The sequence below is a fragment of the Bradyrhizobium sp. 141 genome, assembly GCF_023074055.1.
GTDB lineage: Bacteria > Pseudomonadota > Alphaproteobacteria > Rhizobiales > Xanthobacteraceae > Bradyrhizobium.
Genome location: NZ_JADPKR010000055.1, coordinates 46534 through 72423, shown reverse-complemented (window position 1 = coordinate 72423; position 25890 = coordinate 46534). Strand labels below are relative to the sequence as shown.

The window sequence follows — 25890 nt, the reverse complement described above, 5'->3', positions numbered from 1 at the left end:
AAAGCCCCCTTGCGGGGGCTTCTTCAGTTTCTCGTCTCGCGCCGCCTCAGTGGGAGCTGGCCCAGACCTTCTTCTTGGTGAAGTACATCAGACCTGCAAAGAGGATCAGGAACACGAAGACCTGGAATCCGAGGCGCTTGCGCGCTTCCATGTGCGGCTCGGCGGTCCACATCAAGAACGTGGTGACGTCCTTGGCATATTGCGCCACTGTGGCGGGCGAGCCGTCGTCGAAGGTGACCTGGCCATCGCTCAGCGGCTTCGGCATCTTGATGGCGTGGCCGGGGAAGTATTTGTTGTAGTAGGAGCCCTCCGGGATGGTCACGCCTTCCGGCGCCTTGTCTTCGTAGCCCTGAAGCACCGCCGCGACGTAGTCCGGGCCCTGCTCCTGATACTGGCTGAAGAAGTCGATGATGAACCAGGGGAAGCCGCGCTTATACGAGCGCGCCTTGGTGATCAGGGAGAGGTCGGGCGGCGCGGCGCCGCCGTTCGCCGCACGCGCGGCCTGCTCGTTCGGGAACGGCGACGGGAAATAATCCGCTGGGCGCCCCGCACGCTCGAACATGTCACCCGCATCGTTCGGGCCGTCCTTGACCTTGTACTCCGAAGCGAAGGCTGCCGCCTGCGCCACTGAATAGCTTGGTCCGCCTGCTTCGGCGAGGTTGCGGAAGGCGATGTAGGACAGGCCGTGGCAGCTCGCACAGACCTCCTTGTAGACCTTCAGGCCGCGCTGCAACGCACCGCGGTCGAACTTACCGAAAGGGCCTGAGAACGACCATTTGTTGCCCGGAGGCGTGTCGCTGCCTTCGGACGCCTTCGCACTGTCGATCGAGCCCGCGAACAACGAGCCGGCGAGCGCCAGCATGATCGCGGTCGAGACCATCGGCGTCGACCTGCTGCCAGTCTTGGCCAGCACCGCATCCGAGATCGAGTTCGGCACCGGCCGCGGCTTCTCGATGCGCGAGAGCAGCGGCAGCACGATCAGGAAGTAGGCGAAGTAGCAGACGGTCAGGACCCGGCCGGCGATCACGTAGATGCCCTCCGGCGGCTGCGCGCCGAGATAGCCGAGCAGGATGCAGACCACGACGAAGATCCAGAAGAACTGCTTGGCGAGCGGGCGATACTTCGACGACTTCGTCTTGGCGGCGTCCAGCCAAGGCAGGAAGCAGAGGATGATGATCGCTCCGAACATCCCGATCACGCCCGCCAGCTTGTTCGGGATCGAGCGCAGGATCGCGTAGAACGGCAGGTAATACCATTCCGGCACGATGTGCGGCGGCGTCACGCCCGGGTTCGCCGGAATGTAGTTGTCGGCGTCGCCGAGATAGTTCGGCATGTAGAAGATGAACCAGGCGTAGAGCAGCATGAAGCAGGCCACGCCGAACATGTCCTTGATGGTGGCATGCGGCGTGAACGGCACCGTGTCCTTTTCCGTCTTCGGCTCGACGCCGTCAGGATTGTTCTGGCCGGCCACGTGCAGCGCCCAGACGTGGAGCACGACGACGCCCGCGATCAGGAACGGCAACAGGTAATGCAGCGAGAAGAAGCGGTTCAGCGTCGGGTTGCCGACCGAATAGCCGCCCCACAAGAGCGTCACGACGCTTTCGCCTACGTAGGGAATGGCGGAGAACAGGTTGGTGATGACGGTGGCGCCCCAGAAGCTCATCTGGCCCCACGGCAGCACGTAACCCATGAAGCCGGTCGCCATCATCAGGAGGTAGATGATGACGCCGAGGATCCACAGCACCTCGCGCGGCTCCTTGTACGACCCGTAGTAAAGGCCGCGGAACATATGGACGTAGACCGCGACGAAGAACATCGAGGCGCCGACCGCGTGCATGTTGCGCAGCAGCCAGCCGTAGTTCACGTCACGGACGATCAGCTCGACCGACTTGAAGGCGAGATCGGCATGCGGCGTGTAGTGCATCGCCAGGATCACGCCGGTCAGGATCTGCATCCCCAGCATGAAGGAGAGGATGGCGCCGAAGGTCCACCAATAGTTCAGGTTGCGCGGGGTGGGATAGGCGACGAACGACGAGTGCATGAGGCCGAAGATCGGCAGGCGCCGCTCGATCCATTGCAGGGCCGGATTGCTCGGCTGGTAGTCGGATGGTCCGCTCATGATGCGATCCTGAGGAAATAGTACGACGAGACGGCGCGAAGCTTCAGACGAGGGTCCGAGGCTCAGCCGATCTGGATTTTGGTGTCGGAAACGAACTGGTACGGCGGCACCGGCAGGTTCGCGGGCGCGGGCCCCTGGCGGATGCGGCCGGACGAATCGTACTGCGAACCATGGCAGGGGCAGAAGAAGCCGTCGTAGCTGCCTTCATGAGCGATCGGGATGCAGCCGAGATGGGTGCAGATGCCGATCACGACCAGCCACTGCTCGTGGCCCGACTTGACCCGGGCCTCGTCGGTCTGCGGATCGGGCAGGCTCGCCACGTTGACGGCGCGCGCCTCGTCGATCTGCTTCTTGGTGCGGTGGCTGATGTAGATCGGCTTGCCGCGCCAGAACACCTTGATGTCCTGGCCTTCGGCGACCGGGCTGAGATCGACCTCGATCGGCGCACCGGCGGCGATGGTCGAAGCATCAGGATTCATTTGGGAGATGAAGGGCCAGAGCGCGGCTGCGCCCCCTACTGCTGCAGCTGCCCCGGTTGCAACGAATAAGAAATCACGGCGTGTCGGATGGTCCGCCGAAGACGCTGTCGTCACGATTCCAACCCTTTCTTCTTATGCGACCGGTGGAACCGCTCCAGGGGGCGCCCATGAGGTCCCCGGAAAGGCTGCCGGCGCCCGCGGCCCCCCGCGGCGGCAGAACTTCGCTTATCCACCTCTAAACAGGCGAAACAGCAGTCCAGAATCGTTCTATTGGCACCCTTGCCCGGCGAGCGCAAGCCCGCTATCGGCGCGGGAGCGTGCAATGCACGAATTCCCGGGCAGGCGATGTTTTATTGAGACATTTCCCCCCGCAACCAACCCGCCGCCCATGATGCAGATAGCGCTTTTCCAGCCCGACATCCCTCAGAACACCGGCACGATTCTCAGGCTCTGCGCCTGCCTGGGACTGGCCGCCCACATCATCGAACCCGCCGGGTTCCCCGTCTCCGATCGCGCGTTCCGCCGGGCGGGAATGGACTACCTCGGCCATGTCAGCATCGTCAGGCACGACTCCTGGCAAAAATTCGAGGACTGGCGCGCCTTGCATGGCTACCGCCTGCTGCTGTTCACCACCAAGGGCGCCACCGACTATCGCGATTTCCGTTACCAGACGTCGGACATCCTGCTATTCGGGCGCGAGAGCGCCGGCGTCACCGACGCGGTGGTCGAGGCCGCGGATGCGCGGCTGGTGATTCCGATCAAGGCGGGGCTGCGGTCGCTCAATGTGGCCATGACCGCGGCGATGGCCGCCGGCGAGGCGCTGCGGCAGATCCGGGCCCTGCAAGTCTGACAGTTGAGGAGAGACAATTGAGTTACGCGGTCAAGGAAATCTTCCTGACCCTGCAAGGCGAAGGCGCCCATGCCGGGCGCGCGTCCGTGTTCTGCCGTTTTGCCGGCTGCAATCTCTGGAGCGGCCGCGAGGCGGACCGCATGGATGCGACCTGCAAGTTCTGCGACACGGATTTCGTCGGCACCGACGGCACCCTCGGCGGCCGCTATGCCTCGGCCGCGGAGCTCGCCGACACCATCGCCGGCCAATGGATGGCATCCAATGCGAACCGCTACGTGGTGCTGACCGGCGGCGAGCCGCTGCTCCAGGTCGATGCCGCGCTGATCGAGGCGCTCCATGCGCGCGGCTTCGAGATCGGCGTCGAGACCAACGGCACGATCGAAGCGCCGGAGGGGCTCGACTGGATCTGCGTCAGCCCCAAGGGCGGCAGCGAGCTGGTGCTGCGCCAGGGCCACGAGCTGAAGCTGGTCTATCCGCAGGCCCTCGCCGCGCCTGAAGCCTTCGAGGACCTCGCCTTCGAGCGCTTCTCGCTGCAGCCGATGGACGGACCCGAGGTGATCCAGAACACCGCGCGCGCGATCGATTATTGCCTGCGCCATCCGCAATGGCGGCTCAGCGTGCAGACGCATAAGTCGCTCGGCATCAGATAGGACGCGACTGGGAATGCAGATGGACCTATCGACGATCGAAGACCGCAAGGCCCGTGCCCGCGCCTGGTTCGAAGCCTTGCGCGACGACATCTGCGCGAGCTTCGAGCGGCTCGAGGACGACGCCCCGCAAAGCCTCTATCCGGGCGAAGCCGGCCGCTTCAAGCGCACGCCTTGGCAGCGCACCGACCATACCGGCGCGGCCGGAGGTGGCGGCGTGATGTCGATGATGCATGGCCGGCTATTCGAGAAGGTCGGCGTGCACTGCTCGACCGTGCATGGCGAGTTCGCGCCCGAATTTCGGGCTCAGATCCCCGGCGCCGCAGAGGATCCAAAATTCTGGGCCTCCGGCATCTCGCTGATCGCGCATATGCGCAATCCGAACGTGCCTGCGGTGCACATGAACACCCGCTTCGTCGTCACCAGCAAGGCCTGGTTCGGCGGCGGCGCCGACCTCACGCCGGTGCTGGATCGCCGGCGAACGCAGGACGACGCCGACACGATCGCCTTCCACGCCGCGATGAAAGAAGCCTGTGCGCAGCCGAGCGGCGTTTCCGATTACGACAAGTACAAGACATGGTGCGACGAATATTTCTACCTGCCGCACCGCAAAGAGGCGCGCGGCATCGGCGGCATCTTCTACGACTGGCATGACAGCGGCGACTGGGACGCCGACCTCGCCTTCACGCAGGATGTCGGCCGCGCCTTCCTGAAGATCTACCCTGACATCGTCAGGCGCAATTTCGCGAGCGCCTGGACCGCTGCGGACCGCGAGGAGCAATTGATCCGGCGGGGCCGCTATGTCGAGTTCAACCTGCTCTATGATCGCGGCACCATCTTCGGGCTCAAGACCGGCGGCAATGTGGACTCGATTCTGTCGTCGATGCCGCCGGAGGTGAAATGGCCATGACGACGATGCGGCCCGCCGCCAAGCTGCTCCCCCGCGCCATGCTGATCGACATGGACGACACCATCCTGTCGGCCTATGGCCGGCCGGAGATCGCCTGGAACACGATTGCGAACGAATTTGCCGAGGAGCTTGCGCCGCTGCCGCCAGCGTTGGTCGCAACCGCCGTGCTCGCCTTCGCGCGAAACTTCTGGGCCAATGCCGAAGCCGCATGGCGGATGAAGCTCGCCGAGGCGCGGCACCTGACCGTCAAGGGTGGTTTTGCCGCGCTCGCGGCCGCCGGCCATCGCGCACTATCAGATGATCTCGCCGTTCGCCTCGCCGACCGCTTCACCGCCTATCGCGAGGAGGAGATGTTCGTCTTCCCCGGCGCGCATGAAGCGATCGACGAATTGAAGGCGCTCGGCATCAAGCTGGCGCTGGTGACCAACGGTGCCGCCAACACCCAGCGCGCCAAGGTCGAGCGCTTCGAGCTGGCGCACCGTTTCCACCACATCCAGATTGAAGGCGAGCACGGCTTCGGCAAGCCCGAGGAGCGCGCCTATCTGCACGCGATGGAGGCGCTCGGCGTCACCGCCGAGGACACCTGGATGATCGGCGACAATCTGGAATGGGAAGTCGTGACCCCGCAGCGCCTCGGCATCTATTCGATCTGGATCGACGTGCATGGCGACGGCCTGCCCGAAGGCTCGACGGTCAAGCCCGACCGCATTATCCGCTCGCTGACCGAACTGGTGCCGGGCCGGCCCTGACCAGGGTCGCCAAAACAAAAACTGAAGAACAACCCCATGCAAAGTAGCCGTGGGCTGCAAAATCAAGAACTTGCGGATTTTACGAAATCCGTTTGACGCGTCGGGCAAAACAGGGGCATAATGCCATCGTCGGAATTTGCGATGGACAGGCTTCCGTGTGACCTGCATCCGCCTGCTCAGCGCACCGTGATGCAATTGGGATGAGGCGCCTGCTGCTGACCAGCAGCTAGTCACCATGACCGATTGGCGACTGCGGGCTTCGCGGCCTGATAGCGTTGATCACGGTCTCTTCTGATTTGAACAGACTTCATAGCCCCTCCGCTCCGCCAACCCGTCGGCGGAATTTCCCGTCGTGCCCGGCCTGCGTGATCGGCCTGTCATGACCGCTTGCTAGGTTCCCTTCCGAGTCGATCACTCGAAAGGAACAATCCATGGAATTGAAAGCCGGCGATGTCGTGATGCTGAAATCCGGCGGCCAGCCGCTGACGGTTGCGGAGGTGAAGGAGAACGACGTGCTCTGCCTCTGGATGGGCATGGAAGGCGACCTGTTCCGCGAAACGCTGCCGCTGGCCACGCTCGTGCAGGTGGAAGAAGAAGAGGACGAGGATGAAGACGAAGAAGAGGACGAAGAGTAGCCACCCCTAAGACCCATCCTAGACAGGCCGGAGTGCTCCGGCGCCCTGATGGCCGCTTCTGCCAACAATGGCACAACGGCGGACATCGCTCGATGTGGTGGAAGGGCTAACAGGTGCCACTCAGGTGAACGTATCCGCTAATGGAGGGGCGGCCTCGGCGCAGTTTGATGCGAGGTCAGTTCTTCAAGCCGATGCTTGAACAATACCACTAGATATCGTTGCCTCGCCAACCCAACTTCGTCGCGTCCGTATGGCAGTCGCCATAGGTCTGGTAGTTGCATACGTTTTTACAAGCTGCAAAAGCTGACCAGACTCCGTTGGTGTAGCCAAGACCGGAACCCACCCTGCCCACTCTTTTGTATTTTTGACGCATCGACGGCTCGACCATGTCGGCACGAGCTAGTCTCGACCGTCCTTGGATGGATACTTCTCGGAAGCGCCGTGGATGGACCCTGCAAACGTCAGGTGATGTCGTCACCTCGAGCTGTCGAAATCGAACTGGAGCAATGCCCATGAGGATCACCGTCGAAACCAGCGTAGCAGCCCCTATCGATCAGGTCTGGCACGCCTATACGACGCCTGCCGATATCGTGACGTGGAATACCGCGTCGGAGGACTGGCATACGACGAAGGCTACCGTCGAGCTGCGAGACGGCGGAGCCTTCTCGTCCCGAATGGAGGCCAAGGACGGCAGCATGGGCTTTGACTTCGCCGGCACCTACACGAAGATCGTCGAACACGAGCGGATCGAATACGCATTCGGCGATCGAAAAGCCGAGATCGAGTTCGTGCCCGGCCCGAAGGGCATCGTCGTCCGCGTCGTCTTCGATAGCGAACCGACGCATTCGGTCGAGCAGCAGCAAGGCGGTTGGCAGGCGATCCTCGACAATTTCGCACGACATGTCGAGGCGAAGCAGAAAAAGTCGTGAGGGCGGGTGGAGCGCGCCGCTCTACTTTTTCAGGATACCAGGGTTAGTGTTTCCAAGCTGCCGGACGGCGGCGTCTGCAGCTGGCGTGTTGTACGTCGGTCGAGACCCACCGCTGTCCTGATCAGGAGCCGCCGCGCCGAGTTTCTCACCCGTGGTGCGGTGGCTTTTGGCATTGGACGTGTTAGGGCCTGGCGAACCGCCTGTTCCGTTGAGCGTGGTACCGTTCGAAAGCGTCGAACCTCCTGTGCCTCCTGTGCCGCTTGTCCCGGTTGCACCGCCAGCAGATGACGAACCACCCGAACCGCCTCCTGAACTCTGCGCAATCGCGAACGAGATGCCGCCTAGCAGGATGGCCACCGTGATCACAAAGAGCTTCATCCTTCCCCTCCATCCATCACCAGCAAGTTTCGAGATCCGTCGATCGTCTCGCCTTGAAGGCTCGCAACCTAGTGCCGGCGCACGAACCAGGCTCCAAGAAGAAATGCGACAAGGAGCGAGCGCAAAGGCGCCTTCACAGTTGTCTCGCGCAACTGGTCGGCCCATTTCATCGCGAAGTCCGACGAAGTCGGCCGACGGCCCGTTCTTTCCGGCGGCGAGGCCGACGGTCGGCCGGACGACTGCTTGACAGCACTGGGCTCGTTCGTCAGCCCGGACGCTTCCGTCATTGCCGAGGCTTCCTTCATATCCATGCGCGTCCTCCTGTGTCGTTGACGAAGCAACCTGCTCCGTTCTCCCTGGTTCCTCTCTGCAACACCTTTGCGCGGTGAAAGGCTCCGTTTGGAACAGAGCCCCCTTCGCCTTGATTGCACTTCCAATAATGGACGGCCTACCGGTTCCTCGAACCTCTGACATGGCGGGGAGGCAACCTTGTAGGGCCATTCTGCATTTACATCGCATGCAGCGCATAGCGATCATCGCGTTCATGTTTGCCCTGGCCATCATGCTTGCACGCTGGGTCGGTGACAGCGACGTGCATACCGCGAGTCACGGCGAACCCGACAAGACCGCGACCGTCGGACAGGCGCATTGATCACCATGTGGATGAACGACGATCGGCCTGTTCTTCGATTACCGTCACAGTGCACTACCCGTCCCGCTTCAGGCCGGTTGGCGGGGCCTAGGCCCACGCGAATGACACCGTAATGACCGCAATCGAAAGAGCGGACGTAAGCGGCGGCTCTTGCGACGTTCGGCTTAGGGCTCGGGCACTGTGGGAGCTGGCTACTCGATGACCTCGTCGGCGCTCGCGAGCAAGGTCGGGGGTACGACAACAGCAATTTCTCGCGCTGCCTTGGCGTTAATCGACAACTTGAACGAAGTAGGCTGACGGAATGGCATCTCCGCAGGATTTCCGCCGTCAAGTATTTGGGCCACCTGATCGGCAGCTTGCCGGAGCGCATCGAGCAAATCGCGGTAGTAGGCCATCAGGCCGCCTGCGACGACCATTTCCCGAAATGGGTACATGGCCGGGATTTGCGCTTTCCCTGCTACATGAACCAAAGTCCTGCTGTTCGGAAGATGCTGAGGCTCATCTGAGAGCAGCAAGAGCTCAGCCCCCTCCCTCGCAACGGTGTCTGACGCAGCCTTGTAGGCTTCCTCGTTCAAGCTATTTCCGAGGTCTATGTGCAGCACGAACAAATTGAGTGATTCCGCGGCTTGTTTAGCCATCGCCGCCTGAGGCTGCTTGATCGCTATGGACGAGGACAAGTAGGCGAGCCGGGTCGCACTCGGTCGGGTTTCCTTCAACAGGGATAGCCGCTTTCCGTGCAGCTCGATGCCAGCATCGACGGTAACACCAGTGACGTTTCCACCGGGGCGCGCCAAACTGGACACCAGCCCCAATGCTACGGGATCGCCGATGATGGCAACGATTGGAATCCTCTGGGTCGCAGTTTTCAGGGCCAAGGTTATTGGGGGCGCCCCTGTCAGAATTACGTCGGGGTGATTGCCGACGACTCTCGCCGCCAGACTCGGAAAAAGGGTCATGTCACCCATGGCGGGATAGCGGTCTACCATCAGGTTGCGCCCTTCGACGTAACCGTGGCGTGCGAGCACCTGCAAAAATTCAGCCTGGACCGGATTGATGTTCGTGTCGTCCCAACCGGGGAGAACGATTGCAATGCGTCCCTGCCGTTTGGGTCGTTGCGCCTGCGCAGCGCATGCCAAGGCACCTGCCGCAGCTAGTGTGATGAAATCACGTCGCCTCATCTGGTGACACGACCGGCGCTCGAGGGGCAGGCATACCGTGGATATTAGAGGCCACAAAGCGACCGGAGACAAGACGCTCAAGTGGGCTTTAGGTCATCGCGTCGGTTCGGCCGGGTCAAGGTTGTCCAAGCCGACCATTACGAAAACGAGGCCCGGTTGACGGTCCAGGCGCAAACGCCAACTGGAGCGGATCATCTACGCGACGAGTTGCCTCGCCGCCGCCGAGATCATCACCATCCCGCCTGTGATCACCGCAACATCGAGGATCGCGGAGTGGATGTGCACCGGCATCCGCTCGACAAAGGCTTTTGCCAGGAACGCACCGGGGATCGCGATCGCGCCGATCAGCAGCGCGAAGGCGAGCACCTGCGCGGTCACGGCGCCGGCGAGGCCGAACACGGAGATCTTGATGAGGCCGGTGCCGAGCGAGATCATCGCATCGGTCGCGATCACCGCGGCGCCTTCGAGCCCTGCGGCCATCAGGAGCGAGAGCAGGATCACGCCGGAGCCGGAGGTGCCGCCGACCAGCACGCCGTAGCCGACCGAGCCGGCGGCAAGGCCAGAGTCGCCGATCCGCACGCTTCGCCGGCGGAGCACGCGGCGCAGCGGCACGCTCAGGATCAGCATGGCGCCGATCACGAGCGCCGCGCCCGCGTTGGTCAGCCGCGTATAGCCGTAGGCGCCGAGCGCCGTCGTCAAGCCTGCGCAGGCGAGCACGATCAGCGCGCGGCGGCGGTCGGCGTAGCGGATATAGGCGAGTGCGCGGCTCGAATTGGTGAGCATCGCCGAGATCGCGATGATCGGTACCACGGGCTCGGCGCCGACCAGCGGCACCAGCACCAGCGGCATCAAGGCGCCGGTGCCGTAGCCAGCGAGACCACCGATGATCGATGCAAACAACGCCATCAAGGCGACCAGCAGGAGCTGAAAAATCGATGTCGGCGAAGGCTGAGACGATGGTCACGTTCTCTCGTCGCGGCCGATGCGGGCCACAGCTTGATCGGCGATGGAAGCGAGCGCGGCTTCATCTAGGGGAAAATCTGCCGCAAGCCAAGCGTCCTCGGCGAGCGTCAACACATGTCCGAGCGCAGGTCCTTCGGCCAGGCCGCGCGTGATGAAGTCGGCGGCCTTCAACGGAAATTTCGGCGCAGTCCAGCGCTGCGGCAGCTCGGCGAGCGCGCGCCAGTGCATTGAGGTGACATCGCCGCCGGCCCGCGCCCATCCCAGCAACACACGATCGTGATAGCGCTCGGCCCCGAGCCGGTAGAGCAGCCGCCGTGCATTGGCCTCGTCCTTGGTGACCAGGCGCCACCAGCGGTGGCCCATCGAATCCAGCGCCTTGGTCTCGGCATTGGACAGCCGCAAGCGCGCGGCGACGCGCTTGGCATCTTCGGTCACGGCGACGGTCAGCGCAGCGAGGCGCCGCGTGGTGCTCGCAGTGAGGCCGAGCTCGCGCTCGATCGCGATCATCGTCGTCAGCGGCCCGGTATAGACGACGCCGCCGGTCAGCGCCTGCAGCAATCCGCCCTCGGCCATGGCCAGCGCGGCCGCGGATGCGCCTGATGTCACCAGCAGCTTCAGCATCTCCATCCGCACCCGCTCGGCCGAGAGGCTCGCAAGACCCGCATGCCCCCGGATGCAGGCGAGATAGCCGTCGCGGTCGGGCTCGCCCGCGCCGAAGGCGGCGTGGATGCGGAAGAAGCGCAGGATGCGCAAGTAGTCCTCGGCGATGCGCTGGTCGGGATTGCCGATGAAGCGCACGCGGCGCGCTTTCGCATCCGCGATGCCGCCAACATGGTCGTAGACGACGCCTGCCGCATCGACCGACAGGCCGTTCATGGTGAAGTCGCGCCGCTCGGCGTCCTTCACCCAGTCGCGGCCGAACGCGACCTTGGCCTTGCGGCCGAAGGTCTCGGTGTCCTCACGCAGCGTCGTGACTTCATAGGGGTGACTGTCGATCACCAGCGTGATGGTGCCGTGATCGATGCCGGTCGGCACGCTCTTGATGCCGGCAACCTTGGCGCGCCGCATCACCTCCTCCGGCCGCGCCGTGGTCGCGATGTCGATGTCGCCGGGCTTGAGACCGAGCAGCGCGTTGCGCACGGCGCCGCCGACCACCCGCGCCTCCTCGCCGTCAGCGTTGAGCAATCGCAGGACGCGCGCGGTCCCGCCAGAGATCAGCCAGGGCGCATCGGCAAGAATTGGCGCAAGTAGCGGCTCCGCGCTCATCGTGCTGCCCCTATTTTTCCACGCCCGGCACCAGCCGGCCGTTCTCGATATGGGCGGGAACGTAGGTCGAATCTGGGGCGGCGCCGGAGAAATGCGCAAAGCCGATCAGCCCGGCAATCACCAGCACGAGCGCCGCCAGGACAAGGCGCGCGACGATGGTGACCGGCCAGGACGATCGTGCGAACAGGCCGGACCGCGTCGCGGCCAGGAACAGCGCATAGACGACAAAGGGAATGAGGAAGATTCCGATCTCGGTCAGAACCGGCCGGATCATGATGAATAGATCCGCTCATACAGCACACGCAGCATGCCGGCCGTCGCACCCCAGATGTAGCGTTCCGCGAACGGCATCGCGTAGTAGGAGCGCTCCATGCCGCGGAATTCCTTGCTGTGCACCTGATGGTTCACCGGATTCATCAGGAAGGATAGCGGCACCTCGAACGCGTCATCAACCTCGGAATGGTTGATGGTGAGCTGAAAGCCCGGTCGCACTTTGGCGACCGTCGGCAGGATGCGGAAGCCGAACCCCGTGCCGTAGAGATCGAGATAGCCGAGCGGCTCGACAAAGTCTCTGGACAGCCCGACTTCCTCCTCGGCCTCGCGCAGCGCGGCGTCCAGCGGTGACGAGTCGATCGCGTCGATCTTGCCGCCGGGAAAGGCGATCTGGCCGGCATGGTCGTTCAGATGCGCCGAGCGCTGCGTCAACAGGATGGTCGGCTCCGGATGGTCGACCACCGCGATCAGGACCGCCGCCGGCCGCACCGGTTGCTCGCGCGCGATGATCTCGAGCATCTTGTCGGTGCCGGGGTCGCCCGAGGCCGGGATGATATTGGGATCGTAGAGACCGGGCGGCACGTCGAAAGCAAGCTTGGCCCGGGAGCGCGCAAAGAAATCCGCCGCGCCGATCGCAACAGGACCGTTCTTCAGGATAGGCTTGTTCAAAGCGCGGCCCTCACCTGCTCCGCATCGGCCATGGCGAAGAATTCGCCTGATGATTCGACGCCGAACATCGGCTGGCCATCGACCATCCGCTCCTCACCCATGTCAACCAGATCGTAATAGAGCGCCCGCGTGACCTTGGCCCAGAGCTCGGCGCGGACATGCAAATACGGCGTCAGCCCGCCGTCCCTGGCCTGCTCGAAGCGCAGCCGGTGCGCGGCATCGCAGGCGACCCAGTCGTCGACATTGGTGCGGAAGCGCAGCACGCGATCCTTGCCCTCGCCATCCTTGACCATCTCGACCGCCATGAACGGCGCATCATCGACGCGGATGCCGACCTTCTCGACCGGCGTGACCAGGAAGTGCTTGTCGCCCTCGCGCTTCAGGATGGTCGAAAACAGCCGGACCAGAGCGGGGCGCCCGATTGGCGTCCCCATGTAGAACCAAGTACCATCGGAGGCGATTCGGATGTCGAGATCGCCGCAAAACGGCGGATTCCACAGATGCACCGGAGGCAGGCCCTTTTTGGCGCCTTCGGCAGCGGCAGCACTTTTGGCCGCGGCAGTCAGCCCCTCGAGACCACGATCGGCGCACTGCCCTTGGTTCGCCATGGTTTGCCCTGACTTTGTCCTTGGCACGATTGGTGCAGGTCTACGTTGTACATCGGCGCTCGGTTCCACCGCGGATTGGTCCGGTGTGGGAGGTCGCCACTTCGTGATGCCGTACATAACCCGAAGCCGATAAGGTGGGGATAGGTTAATTCAACGAATACATGGCCTTCCTGCAAGTCTAGCATAGGGCCCATGATCTAGCATGATGACGTGGCGGTGATCACGTGGCGTGATGAATTGGCGTGATGCGATGACATCATGACGCAAGCCGCATGGCGGGCTGAAGGAGCGAACGGATGGCGGAGAGTGTCGAGAAACTCGAGGACGGGATCGTCCGTTCGGCCGAGCAGGTGTCGGGCCAGATTCGCGCAGCGAAAGAGGCGATCGCATCCGTCATCTTCGGCCAGGATCGCGTGATCGAGAACACGCTGGTCACCATCCTCTCCGGCGGCCATGCGCTGCTGATCGGCGTGCCCGGTCTCGCCAAGACCAAGCTGGTCGAGACGCTCGGCGTCACGCTCGGTCTCGATGCCAAGCGCATTCAGTTCACGCCCGACCTGATGCCGTCGGACATTCTCGGCGCCGAGGTGCTGGATGAGAGCACCGCCGGCAAGCGCGCCTTCCGCTTCATTTCGGGTCCGGTGTTCGCGCAGCTGCTGATGGCGGACGAGATCAACCGCGCCAGCCCGCGCACGCAGTCGGCGCTGCTGCAGGCGATGCAGGAGCAGCACATCACCGTCGCCGGCGCGCGCCACGATCTGCCAAAGCCGTTCCACGTGCTCGCGACGCAGAACCCGCTGGAGCAGGAAGGCACCTATCCGCTGCCCGAAGCTCAGCTCGACCGCTTCCTGATGGAGATCGACGTCGACTATCCCGATCGCGACGCCGAGCGCCGCATCCTGTTCGAGACCACCGGCGCCGAGGAAACGCTGGCGAGGGGAGCGATGACCGCGGATGCGCTGATCACCGCGCAGCGGCTGATCCGGCGCCTGCCGGTCGGCGATTCCGTGGTGGAGGCGATCCTGTCGCTGGTGCGCTCGGCCCGTCCCGGTCCGGACGCCGGCGAAGCCGGCAAGTTCATCGCCTGGGGCCCCGGCCCGCGCGCCAGCCAATCGCTGATGCTGGCCGTGCGCGCGCGTGCGCTGATCGACGGACGCCTGGCGCCCTCGGTCGACGACGTCCTCGACCTCGCCGAGCCCGTGCTGAAGCACCGCATGGCGCTGACCTTCCAGGCGCGCGCCGAAGGCCGCACGATTCCGGACGTGATCCGGCAATTGAAGACACGGATCGGTTGATGGCAGCGGAGAACGGGCACGCGGCGAAGGAGATCATTGCGATCCGACGTGCCGATGGCGAAAGCCGCACGCTCGCAGCTTCCTTGCCGCGCCTGGTGCTCGAGGCCCGCCGTATCGCCGCCAACGTCATCCACGGCCTGCATGGACGGCGCCGCGCCGGCTCCGGCGAGAATTTCTGGCAATATCGCCGTTTCGTCTCCGGCGAGCCGGCGCAGAACGTCGACTGGCGGCGCTCGGCGCGCGACGACCATCTCTATGTCCGCGAGCTCGAATGGGAAGCCTCGCACACGGTCTGGATCTGGCCCGACCGCTCGCCCTCGATGGCGTTCGCCTCGAAATCCGCGCGCGAGTCCAAGCTCGAACGGACCCTGATCGTCGCGTTCGCACTGGCCGAACTGCTGGTCTCCGGCGGCGAACGCGTCGGCATTCCCGGGCTGATGGCGCCGACGGCGAGCCGCAGCGTCATCGACAAGATGGCGCAGGCGATGCTGCATGACGACGCCGATCGTCTCAGCCTGCCGCCGTCCTTCGTGCCTGCGGCGCTCGCAGAGACGATCGTGCTGTCGGATTTCTGGTCGCCGATATCAGAGATCAGGGCCACCCTCGCAGGGCTCTCCGGTTCCGGCGCGCACGGCACGCTGGTGCAGATCGTCGATCCCGCCGAAGAGTCGTTCCCCTATTCCGGCCGCGTCGAGTTCGTCGAGCCCGAAGGGTTCGGCGTGATCACCGCCGGCCGCGCGGAGAGTTGGGCGCAGGATTACACCGCGCGGCTCGCGCTGCACCGCGACCAGATCCGCGCGGAAACCAACAAGCTGGACTGGCTGTTCACGACGCACGCCACCGATCGCTCCGCCGCCGAGCTGCTGCTGTTCCTGCATGCCGGCATGCAGGTGAGCAAGTCGGGCGCCCGCACCACGACGATCAAGGTGGGGCCGGCCGCATGATGGGACTGCCGCTCGCCTTCACCCAACCGCTGCTCCTGATCGGGCTCGTCAGCCTTCCGGTGCTGTGGTGGCTGCTGCGCGTGATGCCGCCGCGGCCGCGCCGCATCGAGTTTCCGCCGACGCGCCTGTTGTTCGACATTGCGCCAAGGGAAGAGACGCCCTCGCGGACGCCATGGTGGCTGACCGCATTGCGGCTCCTGGCTGCAGCGCTCGTCATTTTCGCCGCCGCCGGCCCGATCTGGAATCCGCAAACGGGCCTCGCCGGCAGCAAGGCGCCGCTGATGATCATGTTCGACGACGGCTGGAGCGCGGCCTCGCATTGGGACATCAGGATCAGGGCCGCCGACGAGCTGATCGCCAACGCCGACAACGACCGCCGCGCCATCGCGCTGGTGCCGCTGTCCGAGCCGAACCGCGACATCACCCTGATGCCGGCGGGCGCGGCGCGCGTCGCGCTGCGCCAGCTCGCGCCAAAACCCTATTCGATCGACCGCGTCGAGACGCTGGCTGCAATCGACCGCTTCCTGAAAGCCACTGGCGATTGCGAGATCGCATGGCTGTCCGATGGCGTCGATACCGGCCGCGGCGAGGACTTCGTGCAGGGCCTCGGCAAGACCATCGGCGATCGCAGCCTGACCGTGTTCGAAGGCGGCACCTCCTCGCCGCTGGCGCTGGTTGCGGCCGAGAACGCCGCCGCCAGGATGACGGTGAAGGTGCTGCGCACCGACAGCGGCATCGCTGTCGGCACCGTGCGCGCGCTGGACCAGAAGGCCTCGCCGATCGGAGAAGCGCGCTATACGTTCGGTCCGCAGGACAAGGAGACCGACGCCGCGTTCGATCTGCCGGTCGAGCTGCGCAACGACATCACCCGGCTCGAGATCTCGGGCGAGCGCTCCGCCGGCGCGGTTCAGCTGCTCGACAAGCGCTGGCGCCGCCGCGCCATCGGCATCGTCTCGAGCTCGACCAGCGAGACCGCGCAGCCGCTGCTGGCGCCGACCTTCTACCTCACCCGCGCGCTGGCGCCGTTCGCCGACGTGCGGCTCGCCGACAAGGGCTCGCCGCAGCAGGGCATCACCCAATTTTTGGACCAGAAGCTGCCGATGATCATCCTCGCCGATGTCGGCACCATCGCCCCTGAGCTGCGCGAGCGCCTCAATGCTTGGATCGACCAGGGCGGCGTGCTGGTGCGGTTCGCAGGGCCCCGGCTGGCGCAGGCCGAAGACGATCTCGTCCCGGTCAAGCTGCGCAAGGGCGGCCGCACGCTCGGCGGCAGTCTCACCTGGGAGAAGCCGCAACATCTGGCCTCCTTCGCCGCCGACGGTCCGTTTGCTGGCGTCGCGGTCCCCAGGGACGTCACCGTGAGCCGCCAGGTGCTGGCCGAGCCCGACGCGGTGCTCGCCACCAAGAGCTGGGCCTCGCTGGAAGACGGCACGCCGCTGGTGACCGGCGAGCATCGCGGCAAGGGGCTGGTCAGCCTGTTCCACGTCAGCGCCGACATGCGCTGGTCGGATCTGCCGATGTCCGGCACCTTCGTGGAAATGCTGCGGCGGGTGGTCGATATGTCCGGCTACACGTCCAAGCCCGGCGCCGGCGTTGCCAGCGAAGCGACCACTGAAACGGTGGCGCCGCTGCACATGCTCGACGGTTTCGGCGCCTTCGGCCCGCCGCCGGCGACCGCAAAGCCCCTGCCCGCGGATTACCGCGACCGGGCCACTCCCGATCATCCGCCGGGCTTCTATGGTCCGGCCGAAGGACCGCTCGCCGTGAACACGCTTGCCGCCGCCGACCGCATCGCGGCTCTCAATACCGCGAGCCTGCGCGCCCGGCACGCCACCTACACCAATGCCGAGCCGCGGGACTTGCGCGGCTGGTTGCTGTCGACGGCGCTCGCGCTGTTCCTGATCGACGCCATCATCGTCGCGGTGCTCGGCGGCGGGATCGCCGCGCTGCTGCGCCGCCGCGCCGCGCCCGCGATGATCGTCCTTGGCCTGCTGCTCACCTCGCTCTCGCCGGCGCCGTCGCGCGCCGACGGCGCCGCGGACGATTTCGCGATGAAGGCGACGTCGCAGACCCGCCTCGCCTATGTGGTAACGGGCAATGCCGACGTCGATTCCATCGTCAAGGCCGGCATGAACGGGCTGACGCTGTTCCTGGCCCAGCGCACCGCGCTCGAGGCCGGCGATCCCGTCGGGGTCGATCCCGCGCGCGACGAGCTCGCCTTCTTCCCGCTGATCTACTGGCCGATCGTGCCGGGCGCGCCCAAGCCGCCGCAGGACGCCATCAACAAGATCGACGCCTACATGAAGCAGGGCGGCACCGTGCTGTTCGACACGCGCGACGCGATCGAAGCACCGCCCGGCGCGAACGGCGCGGCGCAGACCCCGGGCATGCAGACGCTGCGCGGGATCCTGTCGTCGCTCGACGTGCCCGAGCTCGAGCCGGTGCCGCGCGAGCACGTGCTGACCAAGACCTTCTATCTGCTGCGCGACTTCCCCGGCCGCTTCGTCACCGGCCAGACCTGGGTCGAGACCCTGCCGCGCGACGAGGATGAGGACAGCGCGCAGCGGCCGGCGCGCGGCGGCGACGGCGTCTCGCCGATCATCATCACCTCGAACGATCTTGCCGGCGCCTGGGCGGTGCGGCCCGACGGCCAGGCCATGCTGCCGGTGACCGGCGGCGACACCCGCCAGCGCGAATTCGCCTACCGCGCCGGCGCCAACATCGTGATGTACACCCTGACCGGCAATTACAAGGCCGACCAGGTGCACGCACCGGCGCTGATCGAACGGCTGGGGCAATGAGCATGATCCGGAAAAGTGGAAGCCGGTTTTCCGGCGAGATCATGCTCACAACGAATAGAAGTCCGCCATGAATTACGGCATCGCGTTCACGCCGCTTGTCCCCTCGATCGTCCTCTGGCTCGCGCTCGCCGCGATCGTCGTCGTCGCGCTCGTGCTGCTGCTCGCGCGCGCACGCGGCGCCGCCGTGCGCGTCGCCGCGCTGGCGCTGTTCCTGCTGGCGCTCTCCAATCCCTCCTTCACCCGCGAGGACCGCGATCCCCTCACCTCGGTTGCCGCCGTCGTCGTCGACAAGAGCCCGAGCCAGAATTTCGGCAACCGCAATCGTGAGGCCGCGCAGGCGCAGGAGGCGCTGGTCGACAGCCTGAAGAAGATCAAGGGTCTCGAAGTTCGCGTCGTCGACGCCGGACAGGCCGACGGCGAGACCGACGGCACAAAGCTGTTCGGCGCCCTCGCCTCGACCTTGTCGGACGTGCCGGTCGACCGCGTCGCCGGCGCGTTCCTGATCACCGACGGCCGCGTCCACGACATTCCGGCGAACGCCGCCGCGCTCGGCTTCCAGGCGCCGGTGCACGCGTTGGTTACCGGGCAGAAGGACGAGCGCGACCGCCGCATCGCGATCACGGCCGCGCCGCGCTTCGGCATCGTCGGCCAGACCCAGACCATCAGCTACCGCCTCGACGACCAGGGGGTCACCGGCGAGCGCGCCAAGGTCACGGTCCGCAGGGACGGCGAGGTCATCAACGAGCGCACGCTGTCGAGCGGTCAGGCCGCGAGTGTGGACGTCGACATCAAGCATGCCGGGCCGAACATCGTCGAGATCGAGGCCTCGCCGCTCGAACGCGAATTGACGCCGGTGAACAACCGTGCCGTCGTCGCCATCGATGGCGTTCGCGACAAGCTGCGCGTGCTGCTGGTCTCGGGCGAGCCGCATTCCGGCGAGCGCACCTGGCGCAACCTCTTGAAGTCCGACGCCAGCGTCGACCTCGTGCATTTCACCATTCTGCGTCCGCCGGAGAAGCAGGACGGCACGCCGATCAACGAATTGTCGCTGATCGCGTTTCCGACCCGCGAATTGTTCCAGCAGAAGATCAACGAATTCCAGCTGATCATCTTCGATCGCTACGCCCGTCAGGGCGTGCTGCCGATCGCCTATTTCGACAACATCGCGCGCTATGTCCGCTCGGGCGGCGCGGTGCTGGTCTCGGCCGGACCCGACTACGCCTCCAACACCAGCATCTGGCGCACGCCGCTGGATACGGTGCTGCCGGCCGAACCCGTCGGCGTGACGGAAAAGCCGTTCTATGCGCATCTGTCCGACATCGGCAAACGCCACCCCGTCACGCGCGCCCTGGAGGGCTCCGGAAGCGAGCCGCCGCGCTGGAGCCGCTTCTTCAGGACGGTCGACACCCGCAATTCCGTCAACCCGCCGGTGATGACGGGGGCCGACGGCAAACCGCTCCTCTTCCTGTCGCGCTTCGGCGAGGGCCGCGTCGCGCTCTTGCTCTCCGACCACATCTGGCTGTGGGCCCGCGGCTATGAGGGCGGCGGCCCGCATCTCGATCTGCTCAGGCGGATGTCGCACTGGCTGATGAAGCAGCCGGACCTCGATGAAGAGGCGCTGCGTCTGCAGGTGCAGGGCAAGGACCTCGTCGTGGTGCGTCAGACGATGGCCGACAGCGTCCAGCCGGTGAGCGTGACCTCGCCGTCAGGCGTGTCGAACGATTTGACGCTGAGCCCCGGCGATCCCGGCGAATGGCGCGCCAGCCTTCCCGCGAGCGAGCTCGGCCTGTGGCAGGCGACCGACGGCACGCTGAAGGCGCTGATCAATGTCGGCCCGACCAATCCGAAAGAATTTTCGGAAGTCACCTCCACCACCGACACGTTGAAGCCGCTGACCCAGGCGACCGGCGGCGACGCCGTCCGCGTGGCCAGTGGCTCAAGCGTCGAGCTGCCGCGCATCCTGCCGGTGCGCTCGGTGGGCATGTTCCATGGCGACGGCTGGATGGGCGTGCGGATGCGGGATGCCAGCGTGGTGAAAGGTGTCGGCGTGCTGCCGATCTTCGCCGGCGTGATCGGCCTGTTGCTGCTGCTCGGCGCCTTCGCGGCGACGTGGGTGCGCGAGGGGCGCTGATCCCCAAGCGCGATGGGATGACCACAGCGATGGCGGTGCGTTCTCCCTCCCTTGCGGGAATGGAGAGCGCATCGCCGCCAATCGGTCTCCGTTCGACGTCTAACCCGTCGCACCTTGGTCTGAGCTTGAACGACCAAAGCGCGATGAGATTTGGATGAATCGTCATCCCGCTTTAGTCGTTGTTTGAGCATGATCTTTTCGGAGAACCGCTTCACACGTTTCCGGATCTTGCTTTAGCCTTCCGTCATCTCCTGCAGACATTTTACTTGACAGGGGATGAATTCACGCGTCCGTTTGATGGCGCGTTTTATTGCGAACGAATTTTTTTCGAATTGTATTTTGGAATGACGACTGAATCCGTTTTTGCATTTGTCGATGCCTGCGCCGGCGACGCTCCCATTGAGGAGTTGATCGAGCAGTTCAAGCGCGTGATCCTCGGCTATGGCTTCGATGCCTCCGCCTGCGGTGCGTGGCATGGCGTCGGCGAACAACGATCGACCCGCTTCTTCTTCGTCGATTGGCCGGAGAACGTCATTCAGCTCTATGCCGAGCAAAATCTCGAACGCCGCGACCCGCTCGTATTTGCCGCCCGGCGGCGGATGACGCCATTCGTTTGGGACGAGGTCTATTCCGATCCGCATCTGCCTGCAGAGTCGAAGGCGCTCTATCAATTCGCGTACGATCACGGCTGGGTCGATGGACTGTGTGTACCGGTCCACGGTCCGGCCGGGTATCAGGGACTCGTCAGCATGTTGGCGCGCTCGAAACTCGCGTTGTCACCGGGCGAGCGGGGGCGGTTGGAACTGGCTGCGCGATCGATCCACGAAGCCTGCCGTCACACCCTCGGATTCGGCGTTTCGCCGGAGCCCGTACCTGTCATGACCGCGCGCGAACTCGAATGCATGAAGTGGGTCGCTGTCGGCAAGTCCGACTGGGAAATCGCCCAAGTGCTCGACATCTCCGAATCCACGGTTCACTTCCATGTCGAGAATGCCAAGAAGAAGCTGAAGAAATCGACGCGCACGGAAGCCGTTGCGCTGCTCGTGATGCACGGCTTGATGTAACGCAGCCAAGCGGCGATCCCTGAGGGGGATTGCTCAGGTTTTGGGCATTTCAGCTCGGCGCTGCGCGTCCTTCGTGGAAACCAGGAAAACTCGAACCGAGTTCAGCATCGAAGCTGTGGCGCGATTGACACTGCTCGGGCCTTTATAGAGCCAAACATCCGCAACCTGTCTGATCAGATAGGTGCAGCCGGCGGCCCTCCACCGTTAGATCTTCTTCGAAATTCGGGATTCTGGGGGTGTTATGGCGGGTATACAGAAGCTGCGCCGGGACATGTCCCGACCGCAGCCGGAGGGCTTGTTTGCGCGTCGATTCCATTGGCTGCTAGCCAGCACGTGCTTGGCGGGCACTTGTTCGTCGTTTCGCCGGCCGTTGCGGCCGACTGGCTCGGCACGGTTTCGGCAGACTGGTTCACGGCAGGAAACTGGAATCCCACGGCTGTCCCCGGTTCGGCCACGGCTGTGACGATCAACAACGCGGGCACGCCGAATCCTGCGACGATCAACGCCCCCGGCGCGGTCGCGGGACGCGTCGACCTCGGCAGCGCCGGCGGCCAGAGCGGCACGTTGAACGTTGCGGGCGGCACCCTTGCAGCGACATCGCTGTTTGCCGGAATTCTCGGCACGGGCACGGTCAACATCACGAACGGCGGCCTGCTGTCGACCACCGGCACCGCCACGGCCGCCGACAGCCCCAATTCGGCGGGTACGATCACCGCGACCGGCGCCAACTCGCGATTCAATCCAGGCTCGCTGTTCATCGCTGCGGACGCGAACACCAACGGTCAGGTCAACATCACGAATGGCGCATCGCTCACGACGGGCGGGACAACCATCGGCTACTTCACGTCCACCGCCACCGGCACCCTCACCGTCTCCAATGCCACCATGACCACCGGGGCGATGACCATCGGCGAACGGGGCAACGGAACGCTCAATCTCAACAACGGATCGACCGGTTCTAGCAGCGGTTTGACCTTCATCGGATCCAGCAATGCCACTGGTGTCGGCACGGCGAATATCGCCGGCGCAGGAACGACCTGGACCACCGGCACGCTGAACATCGGCACGATTGGCACCGGCGCGGTGAACGTTTCCAGCGGCGCGAAAGTCACGTCAACCAGCAGCAACACTCTCATTCCCACCGTATCCCTCGGCGGCAATGCCACGGTGACCGGCGCAGGATCGCAATGGGAGATTGTTGGTAACTCCGCTGGCTCGTCCCAGGGCGTGGTCGGCATCGGCAGCAAGATCAACGGCACCGGCACGCTCACCGTCTCCAACGGCGGCAAAGTCACGGTCAGGGATAGCGCCGCCGTCACCAACGGCCAATTCATGCAGCTTCGCATGGGCATCGCGTCGGGCTCGACCGGCTCGCTGGTCGTGACCGGCGCGAGCTCATCGTTCACCACGCCTTACGACGTCTATGTTGCATACAATGCGGGCACGACCGGCAACATCACCGTCAGCAATGGCGGTGCGCTGACGACCGGTTATACCCAGGTCGGCGAGCGCGGTACCGGCACCGCGCTTGTCACCGGAGCCGGGTCGGTCTGGACAGTCCTCGACGTCCCCTCTGTTCCTGGTAGTCAACCGCAAGGCTTGGCAATCGGAAGCGCGTCGACCAGCAACGCCACACTCACTATCGCCGACGGCGGTACGGTGAACATCAATTCAACCGGTCCGATTTCCGTTGTTCTCGGCGGCGCCGCTGGCAGCCAGGCGACGCTCAATATCGGCGCTGCCGCAGCCAGTCCGGCGGCAGCAGCCGGTACGCTCAACGCGACAAACGTCGTGTTCGCAACGGGCGCGACCGGCACGATCAACTTCAATCATACCTCGAACAATTATCTGTTCGCTCCAAGCATCCAGGGCGGCGCCGGCACCGTCAACTTTCTGTCCGGCACGACGATCCTCCCTGGCAACAACACGTACACGGGGACGACAAACATCGCGGCCGGCGCGACGGCGCAATTCGGCAATGGCGGCACAACGGGTCTCATCTCCGGCAACGTCACCAACAACGGTGCGATGGCCGTCAATCTCTCGTCGATCACAACCTACGCCGGGGCCATCTCCGGCAACGGAACATTCGAAAAGCTCGGCAACAACCTGCTCACCCTGTCCGGCGCCAACACGTACACCGGCACCACGACCATTTCGGCCGGTACCTTGCAAATCGGCACGGGCGGCACCACGGGGTCGATCAGCGGCAACATCGTCAACAACGCGTTTCTTACCTTCTACCGCTCCAACTCTTTCACGTTCGGGAATGTGATTTCCGGCACAGGCAGCGTCACCAAGACCGGCGCGGGAACCCTCACGCTGTCGGCGGCAAACACCTACACGGGCGGTACGTCGGTTGCGCAAGGCACGCTGACGCTGGGCACCAGCAATCGCCTGGCCTCGACAGGGAGCCTGTTCATCTTTGGCGGGGCCACATTCAATCTCGCGGGATTCAGCCAGACCGTCGGTGCATTTGGCGGACCCGGCACGGCGGCCATCGGCGCAGGATCGTTGACCGTCGGCAACAATCTGGACCGCACGTTCCAGGGCAATCTGACCGGCAACGGCGCGTTCATCAAGCAAGGTACGGGCTCGCTGATCATGAGCGGCAACAGCTCGGCGTATACCGGCACGACGACCGTGAATGACGGCCTTCTCACGGTCAACGGCGATCTGTCGAACAGCGTCGCGACAGTCAATTCCAACGGCACACTCGGCGGCACGGGCACGGTCGGGCAGACGACGGTTGGCGGCACCATCGCGCCCGGCAATTCGATCGGCACACTCAACGTCAACGGCCCGTACGTACAGAACGTAGGCTCGTTCTACAATGTCGAGGTCAATACGGCGGGACAGTCCGACCTCATTCTGGTGAACGGCACGGCGACCATCAACGGCGGCACCGTTCGCGTGCTCGCCGGTTCTGGCGCCTACAACCCGACGACCGTCTACACCATTCTGACATCGACCGGCGCACGCACCGGCACCTATGATGCGGTGACATCGAACTTCGCGTTCCTCGCTCCGGCGCTGACCTACGATCCCAGCAACGTCTATCTGACGTTGACGCGCAACAGCGTCGACTTTGCCGCGATCGGCAACACGCCGAACCAGCGAGCCGCCGGCAGCGGCATCGCACTGCTCGGCCTGACCAATCCGCTGGTTCTCGCGGCGCTATTCCTGACGCCGGATCAGGCGCGCAACGCGTTCGATCTGGCATCCGGCGAAATTCACCCGAGCCTGCGCACCGCAATGATCGAGGATAGTCGCTTCATCCGCGATGCGATCCTCGGCCGACTCTCGCAGATTGCCTCGACGCCTTCGCTGCTGCCCTCGACGACCGCGAATTTGGTTGCGGAGGAGGCCGATGCGGCGCTCGGCTATACCAAGGACCAGCGACGCAACCTGAAGGCCGAACCACGATGGCCGATCCGCGCCGAGCCGGCGCAGCCGGTCTACTCCGCATGGGCCCAGGGTTACGGCAATTGGGCGCAGCGGGACGGCGACGGCAACGCGGCCACGATTCGTTACAACACCGGCGGAGGTTTCGGCGGCGTCGATGTGACGTTGAACAACAGATGGCGGTTTGGCTTCGCCGCAGGCGGCGGCAGCACGAGCACGTCGGTTGCGGCCCGCGCGTCCAACGGCACCATCGACACTGCTCACTTGGCCGTCTATGGCGGCACGCAGGTTGGCGCCTTCGCGTTCAAGGGCGGCCTTGCCTACGCACGGCACGACATCACGACCACCCGCACCATCGCCTTTGGTACGTTCGGCGATTTCGCACGCGCAAGCTATCACGGGTCGACCGGTCAAGCGTTCGCTGAAGCCGCCTGGCGCGTGCCGGTGACGCAGCTGGCGCTCGAAGCCTTCGTGAACGCCGCATACGTTCGCGCCTCGACCGGTTCGTTCACCGAGGCCGGTGGCCCAGCTGCCCTGCGCGTTGGCGGAGCCTCCAACGACACCGCCTACACCACGCTCGGCGCCCGCGGCAGCAAGGTCCTTGCCGCAGCTCCGTGGCCGATCGTCGTCGCGGCATCGCTGGGCTGGCAGCGCGCATGGACCCATTCCGCCCCGCTGTCCGCCATGGCGTTTGCCGATAGCCCCGGCCCCTTCGGCATATCCGGCGTCCCGATTGCCGCCGACGCGCTCGCAGCCGAAGCCAGCGCCGATGCGCTGATCACGACGAATGCCATGCTCGGCGTGAGCTATTCCGGCCGCGTTTCCGGACCTGCAAGCTCCCACGCCGCAAAGGCCCGCTTCGTCTACCAGTTCTGACCCGCCGCGCGACCGTCCTGCTGGATCATGTTTTAGTTGCCCCAACGACACATCAGATCGACGGCCCGC

At 64.7% G+C, this 25890-nt stretch carries 21 protein-coding genes and 1 pseudogene; 13 read left to right on the top strand and 9 right to left on the bottom strand.

Annotated features, from left to right (window positions below; translation table 11 throughout):
- Positions 1-46: 46 nt before the first annotated feature.
- Both fbcH and petA read right to left on the bottom strand, forming a co-directional pair.
- Positions 47-2119, bottom strand: coding sequence for a cytochrome b/c1 (fbcH, locus tag IVA81_RS15895; RefSeq protein ID WP_247319699.1), 2073 nt, complete (start codon positions 2117-2119; stop codon positions 47-49).
- Positions 2120-2181: 62 nt separating this feature from the next.
- Positions 2182-2712, bottom strand: a complete 531-nt coding sequence (gene petA, locus IVA81_RS15890; RefSeq protein WP_246921823.1) for a ubiquinol-cytochrome c reductase iron-sulfur subunit — start codon at positions 2710-2712, stop codon at positions 2182-2184.
- Between the two features lie 277 nt (positions 2713-2989).
- Here petA and IVA81_RS15885 point away from each other — a divergent pair, with 277 nt between their 5' ends.
- From IVA81_RS15885 to IVA81_RS15860, 6 genes are all read left to right on the top strand, one after another.
- The gene (locus IVA81_RS15885; RefSeq protein WP_247319852.1) at positions 2990-3448 is read left to right on the top strand and encodes a tRNA (cytidine(34)-2'-O)-methyltransferase; all 459 of its coding nucleotides are present in this window, start codon (positions 2990-2992) and stop codon (positions 3446-3448) included.
- A gap of 17 nt (positions 3449-3465) precedes the next feature.
- A complete protein-coding gene (queE, locus tag IVA81_RS15880) occupies positions 3466-4098 on the top strand; it encodes a 7-carboxy-7-deazaguanine synthase (RefSeq protein WP_247319698.1) in 633 nt (210 codons plus the stop codon).
- 19 nt (positions 4099-4117) lie between these two features.
- Positions 4118-5005, top strand: coding sequence for an oxygen-dependent coproporphyrinogen oxidase (hemF, locus tag IVA81_RS15875; RefSeq protein WP_247319697.1), 888 nt, complete (start codon positions 4118-4120; stop codon positions 5003-5005).
- Complete coding sequence (locus IVA81_RS15870; protein WP_247319696.1) at positions 4996-5754, top strand: HAD family hydrolase; 759 nt, start codon at positions 4996-4998, stop codon at positions 5752-5754. Before hemF ends, IVA81_RS15870 begins: the two co-directional genes overlap by 10 nt.
- A gap of 431 nt (positions 5755-6185) precedes the next feature.
- A complete protein-coding gene (locus IVA81_RS15865) occupies positions 6186-6389 on the top strand; it encodes a DUF2158 domain-containing protein (RefSeq protein WP_247319695.1) in 204 nt (67 codons plus the stop codon).
- A gap of 512 nt (positions 6390-6901) precedes the next feature.
- Positions 6902-7318 (top strand): SRPBCC family protein, encoded by a 417-nt coding sequence (locus IVA81_RS15860; protein ID WP_247319694.1) that lies wholly within the window; start codon positions 6902-6904, stop codon positions 7316-7318.
- A gap of 21 nt (positions 7319-7339) precedes the next feature.
- On the opposite strand, the gene IVA81_RS15855 is transcribed toward IVA81_RS15860, so the two are convergent.
- Positions 7340-7696, bottom strand: coding sequence for a hypothetical protein (locus tag IVA81_RS15855; protein ID WP_247319687.1), 357 nt, complete (start codon positions 7694-7696; stop codon positions 7340-7342).
- A gap of 517 nt (positions 7697-8213) precedes the next feature.
- Between IVA81_RS15855 and IVA81_RS40475 the strand changes: the two genes are divergently transcribed.
- Positions 8214-8348, top strand: a complete 135-nt coding sequence (locus tag IVA81_RS40475; protein WP_256469338.1) for a hypothetical protein — start codon at positions 8214-8216, stop codon at positions 8346-8348.
- 191 nt (positions 8349-8539) lie between these two features.
- Here the strand turns inward: IVA81_RS40475 and IVA81_RS15850 are convergent, their stop codons facing one another.
- The 6 genes and pseudogenes from IVA81_RS15850 to IVA81_RS15825 form a co-directional block, all read right to left on the bottom strand.
- A complete protein-coding gene (locus IVA81_RS15850; protein WP_247319686.1) occupies positions 8540-9526 on the bottom strand; it encodes an ABC transporter substrate-binding protein in 987 nt (328 codons plus the stop codon).
- A gap of 195 nt (positions 9527-9721) precedes the next feature.
- A pseudogene (locus IVA81_RS15845) lies at positions 9722-10490 on the bottom strand (sulfite exporter TauE/SafE family protein).
- A complete protein-coding gene (locus tag IVA81_RS15840) occupies positions 10487-11755 on the bottom strand; it encodes a CCA tRNA nucleotidyltransferase (RefSeq protein ID WP_247319685.1) in 1269 nt (422 codons plus the stop codon). The pseudogene IVA81_RS15845 and the gene IVA81_RS15840 overlap by 4 nt, the downstream one beginning before the upstream one ends.
- Positions 11756-11765: 10 nt before the next feature.
- Positions 11766-12029, bottom strand: a complete 264-nt coding sequence (locus tag IVA81_RS15835) for a DUF6111 family protein (protein WP_247319684.1) — start codon at positions 12027-12029, stop codon at positions 11766-11768.
- Positions 12026-12697, bottom strand: coding sequence for a CoA pyrophosphatase (locus IVA81_RS15830; protein WP_247319683.1), 672 nt, complete (start codon positions 12695-12697; stop codon positions 12026-12028). The genes IVA81_RS15835 and IVA81_RS15830 overlap by 4 nt, the downstream gene beginning before the upstream one ends.
- On the bottom strand, positions 12694-13305 hold the full coding sequence (locus IVA81_RS15825; protein ID WP_247319682.1) for a DUF1285 domain-containing protein: 612 nt from the start codon (positions 13303-13305) through the stop codon (positions 12694-12696). The genes IVA81_RS15830 and IVA81_RS15825 overlap by 4 nt, the downstream gene beginning before the upstream one ends.
- Positions 13306-13601: 296 nt before the next feature.
- Between IVA81_RS15825 and IVA81_RS15820 the strand changes: the two genes are divergently transcribed.
- From IVA81_RS15820 to IVA81_RS15795, 6 genes are all read left to right on the top strand, one after another.
- Positions 13602-14600 carry a MoxR family ATPase gene (locus IVA81_RS15820; RefSeq protein WP_247319681.1) on the top strand — a complete coding sequence of 333 codons (999 nt, stop codon included), beginning with the start codon at positions 13602-13604 and terminating at the stop codon, positions 14598-14600.
- Positions 14600-15544 carry a DUF58 domain-containing protein gene (locus tag IVA81_RS15815; RefSeq protein ID WP_247319671.1) on the top strand — a complete coding sequence of 315 codons (945 nt, stop codon included), beginning with the start codon at positions 14600-14602 and terminating at the stop codon, positions 15542-15544. Before IVA81_RS15820 ends, IVA81_RS15815 begins: the two co-directional genes overlap by 1 nt.
- Positions 15541-18345 (top strand): DUF4159 domain-containing protein, encoded by a 2805-nt coding sequence (locus IVA81_RS15810; RefSeq protein ID WP_247319669.1) that lies wholly within the window; start codon positions 15541-15543, stop codon positions 18343-18345. The genes IVA81_RS15815 and IVA81_RS15810 overlap by 4 nt, the downstream gene beginning before the upstream one ends.
- Before the next feature lie 67 nt (positions 18346-18412).
- A complete protein-coding gene (locus tag IVA81_RS15805; protein ID WP_247319667.1) occupies positions 18413-20476 on the top strand; it encodes a hypothetical protein in 2064 nt (687 codons plus the stop codon).
- Positions 20477-20655: 179 nt separating this feature from the next.
- Complete coding sequence (locus tag IVA81_RS15800; protein ID WP_247319665.1) at positions 20656-21540, top strand: LuxR family transcriptional regulator; 885 nt, start codon at positions 20656-20658, stop codon at positions 21538-21540.
- 348 nt (positions 21541-21888) lie between these two features.
- Positions 21889-25821 carry an autotransporter domain-containing protein gene (locus tag IVA81_RS15795; protein WP_247319663.1) on the top strand — a complete coding sequence of 1311 codons (3933 nt, stop codon included), beginning with the start codon at positions 21889-21891 and terminating at the stop codon, positions 25819-25821.
- Positions 25822-25890 lie beyond the last annotated feature (69 nt).

Excerpts from the sequence above, each read along its gene's own strand:
- IVA81_RS15825 (WP_247319682.1), bottom strand. The coding sequence starts at position 13,305 with ATGGCGAACCAAGGGCAGTGCGCCGATCGTGGTCTCGAGGGGCTGACT.
- IVA81_RS15820 (WP_247319681.1), top strand. The coding sequence starts at position 13,602 with ATGGCGGAGAGTGTCGAGAAACTCGAGGACGGGATCGTCCGTTCGGCC.
- IVA81_RS15870 (WP_247319696.1), top strand. The coding sequence starts at position 4,996 with ATGGCCATGACGACGATGCGGCCCGCCGCCAAGCTGCTCCCCCGCGCC.
- hemF (WP_247319697.1), top strand. The coding sequence starts at position 4,118 with ATGGACCTATCGACGATCGAAGACCGCAAGGCCCGTGCCCGCGCCTGG.
- IVA81_RS15865 (WP_247319695.1), top strand. The coding sequence starts at position 6,186 with ATGGAATTGAAAGCCGGCGATGTCGTGATGCTGAAATCCGGCGGCCAG.
- fbcH (WP_247319699.1), bottom strand. The coding sequence starts at position 2,119 with ATGAGCGGACCATCCGACTACCAGCCGAGCAATCCGGCCCTGCAATGG.
- IVA81_RS15850 (WP_247319686.1), bottom strand. The coding sequence starts at position 9,526 with ATGAGGCGACGTGATTTCATCACACTAGCTGCGGCAGGTGCCTTGGCA.
- IVA81_RS15840 (WP_247319685.1), bottom strand. The coding sequence starts at position 11,755 with ATGAGCGCGGAGCCGCTACTTGCGCCAATTCTTGCCGATGCGCCCTGG.
- IVA81_RS15815 (WP_247319671.1), top strand. The coding sequence starts at position 14,600 with ATGGCAGCGGAGAACGGGCACGCGGCGAAGGAGATCATTGCGATCCGA.
- IVA81_RS15810 (WP_247319669.1), top strand. The coding sequence starts at position 15,541 with ATGATGGGACTGCCGCTCGCCTTCACCCAACCGCTGCTCCTGATCGGG.
- IVA81_RS40475 (WP_256469338.1), top strand. The coding sequence starts at position 8,214 with ATGCAGCGCATAGCGATCATCGCGTTCATGTTTGCCCTGGCCATCATG.
- IVA81_RS15835 (WP_247319684.1), bottom strand. The coding sequence starts at position 12,029 with ATGATCCGGCCGGTTCTGACCGAGATCGGAATCTTCCTCATTCCCTTT.
- IVA81_RS15860 (WP_247319694.1), top strand. The coding sequence starts at position 6,902 with ATGAGGATCACCGTCGAAACCAGCGTAGCAGCCCCTATCGATCAGGTC.
- IVA81_RS15805 (WP_247319667.1), top strand. The coding sequence starts at position 18,413 with ATGAATTACGGCATCGCGTTCACGCCGCTTGTCCCCTCGATCGTCCTC.
- IVA81_RS15855 (WP_247319687.1), bottom strand. The coding sequence starts at position 7,696 with ATGAAGCTCTTTGTGATCACGGTGGCCATCCTGCTAGGCGGCATCTCG.
- IVA81_RS15885 (WP_247319852.1), top strand. The coding sequence starts at position 2,990 with ATGCAGATAGCGCTTTTCCAGCCCGACATCCCTCAGAACACCGGCACG.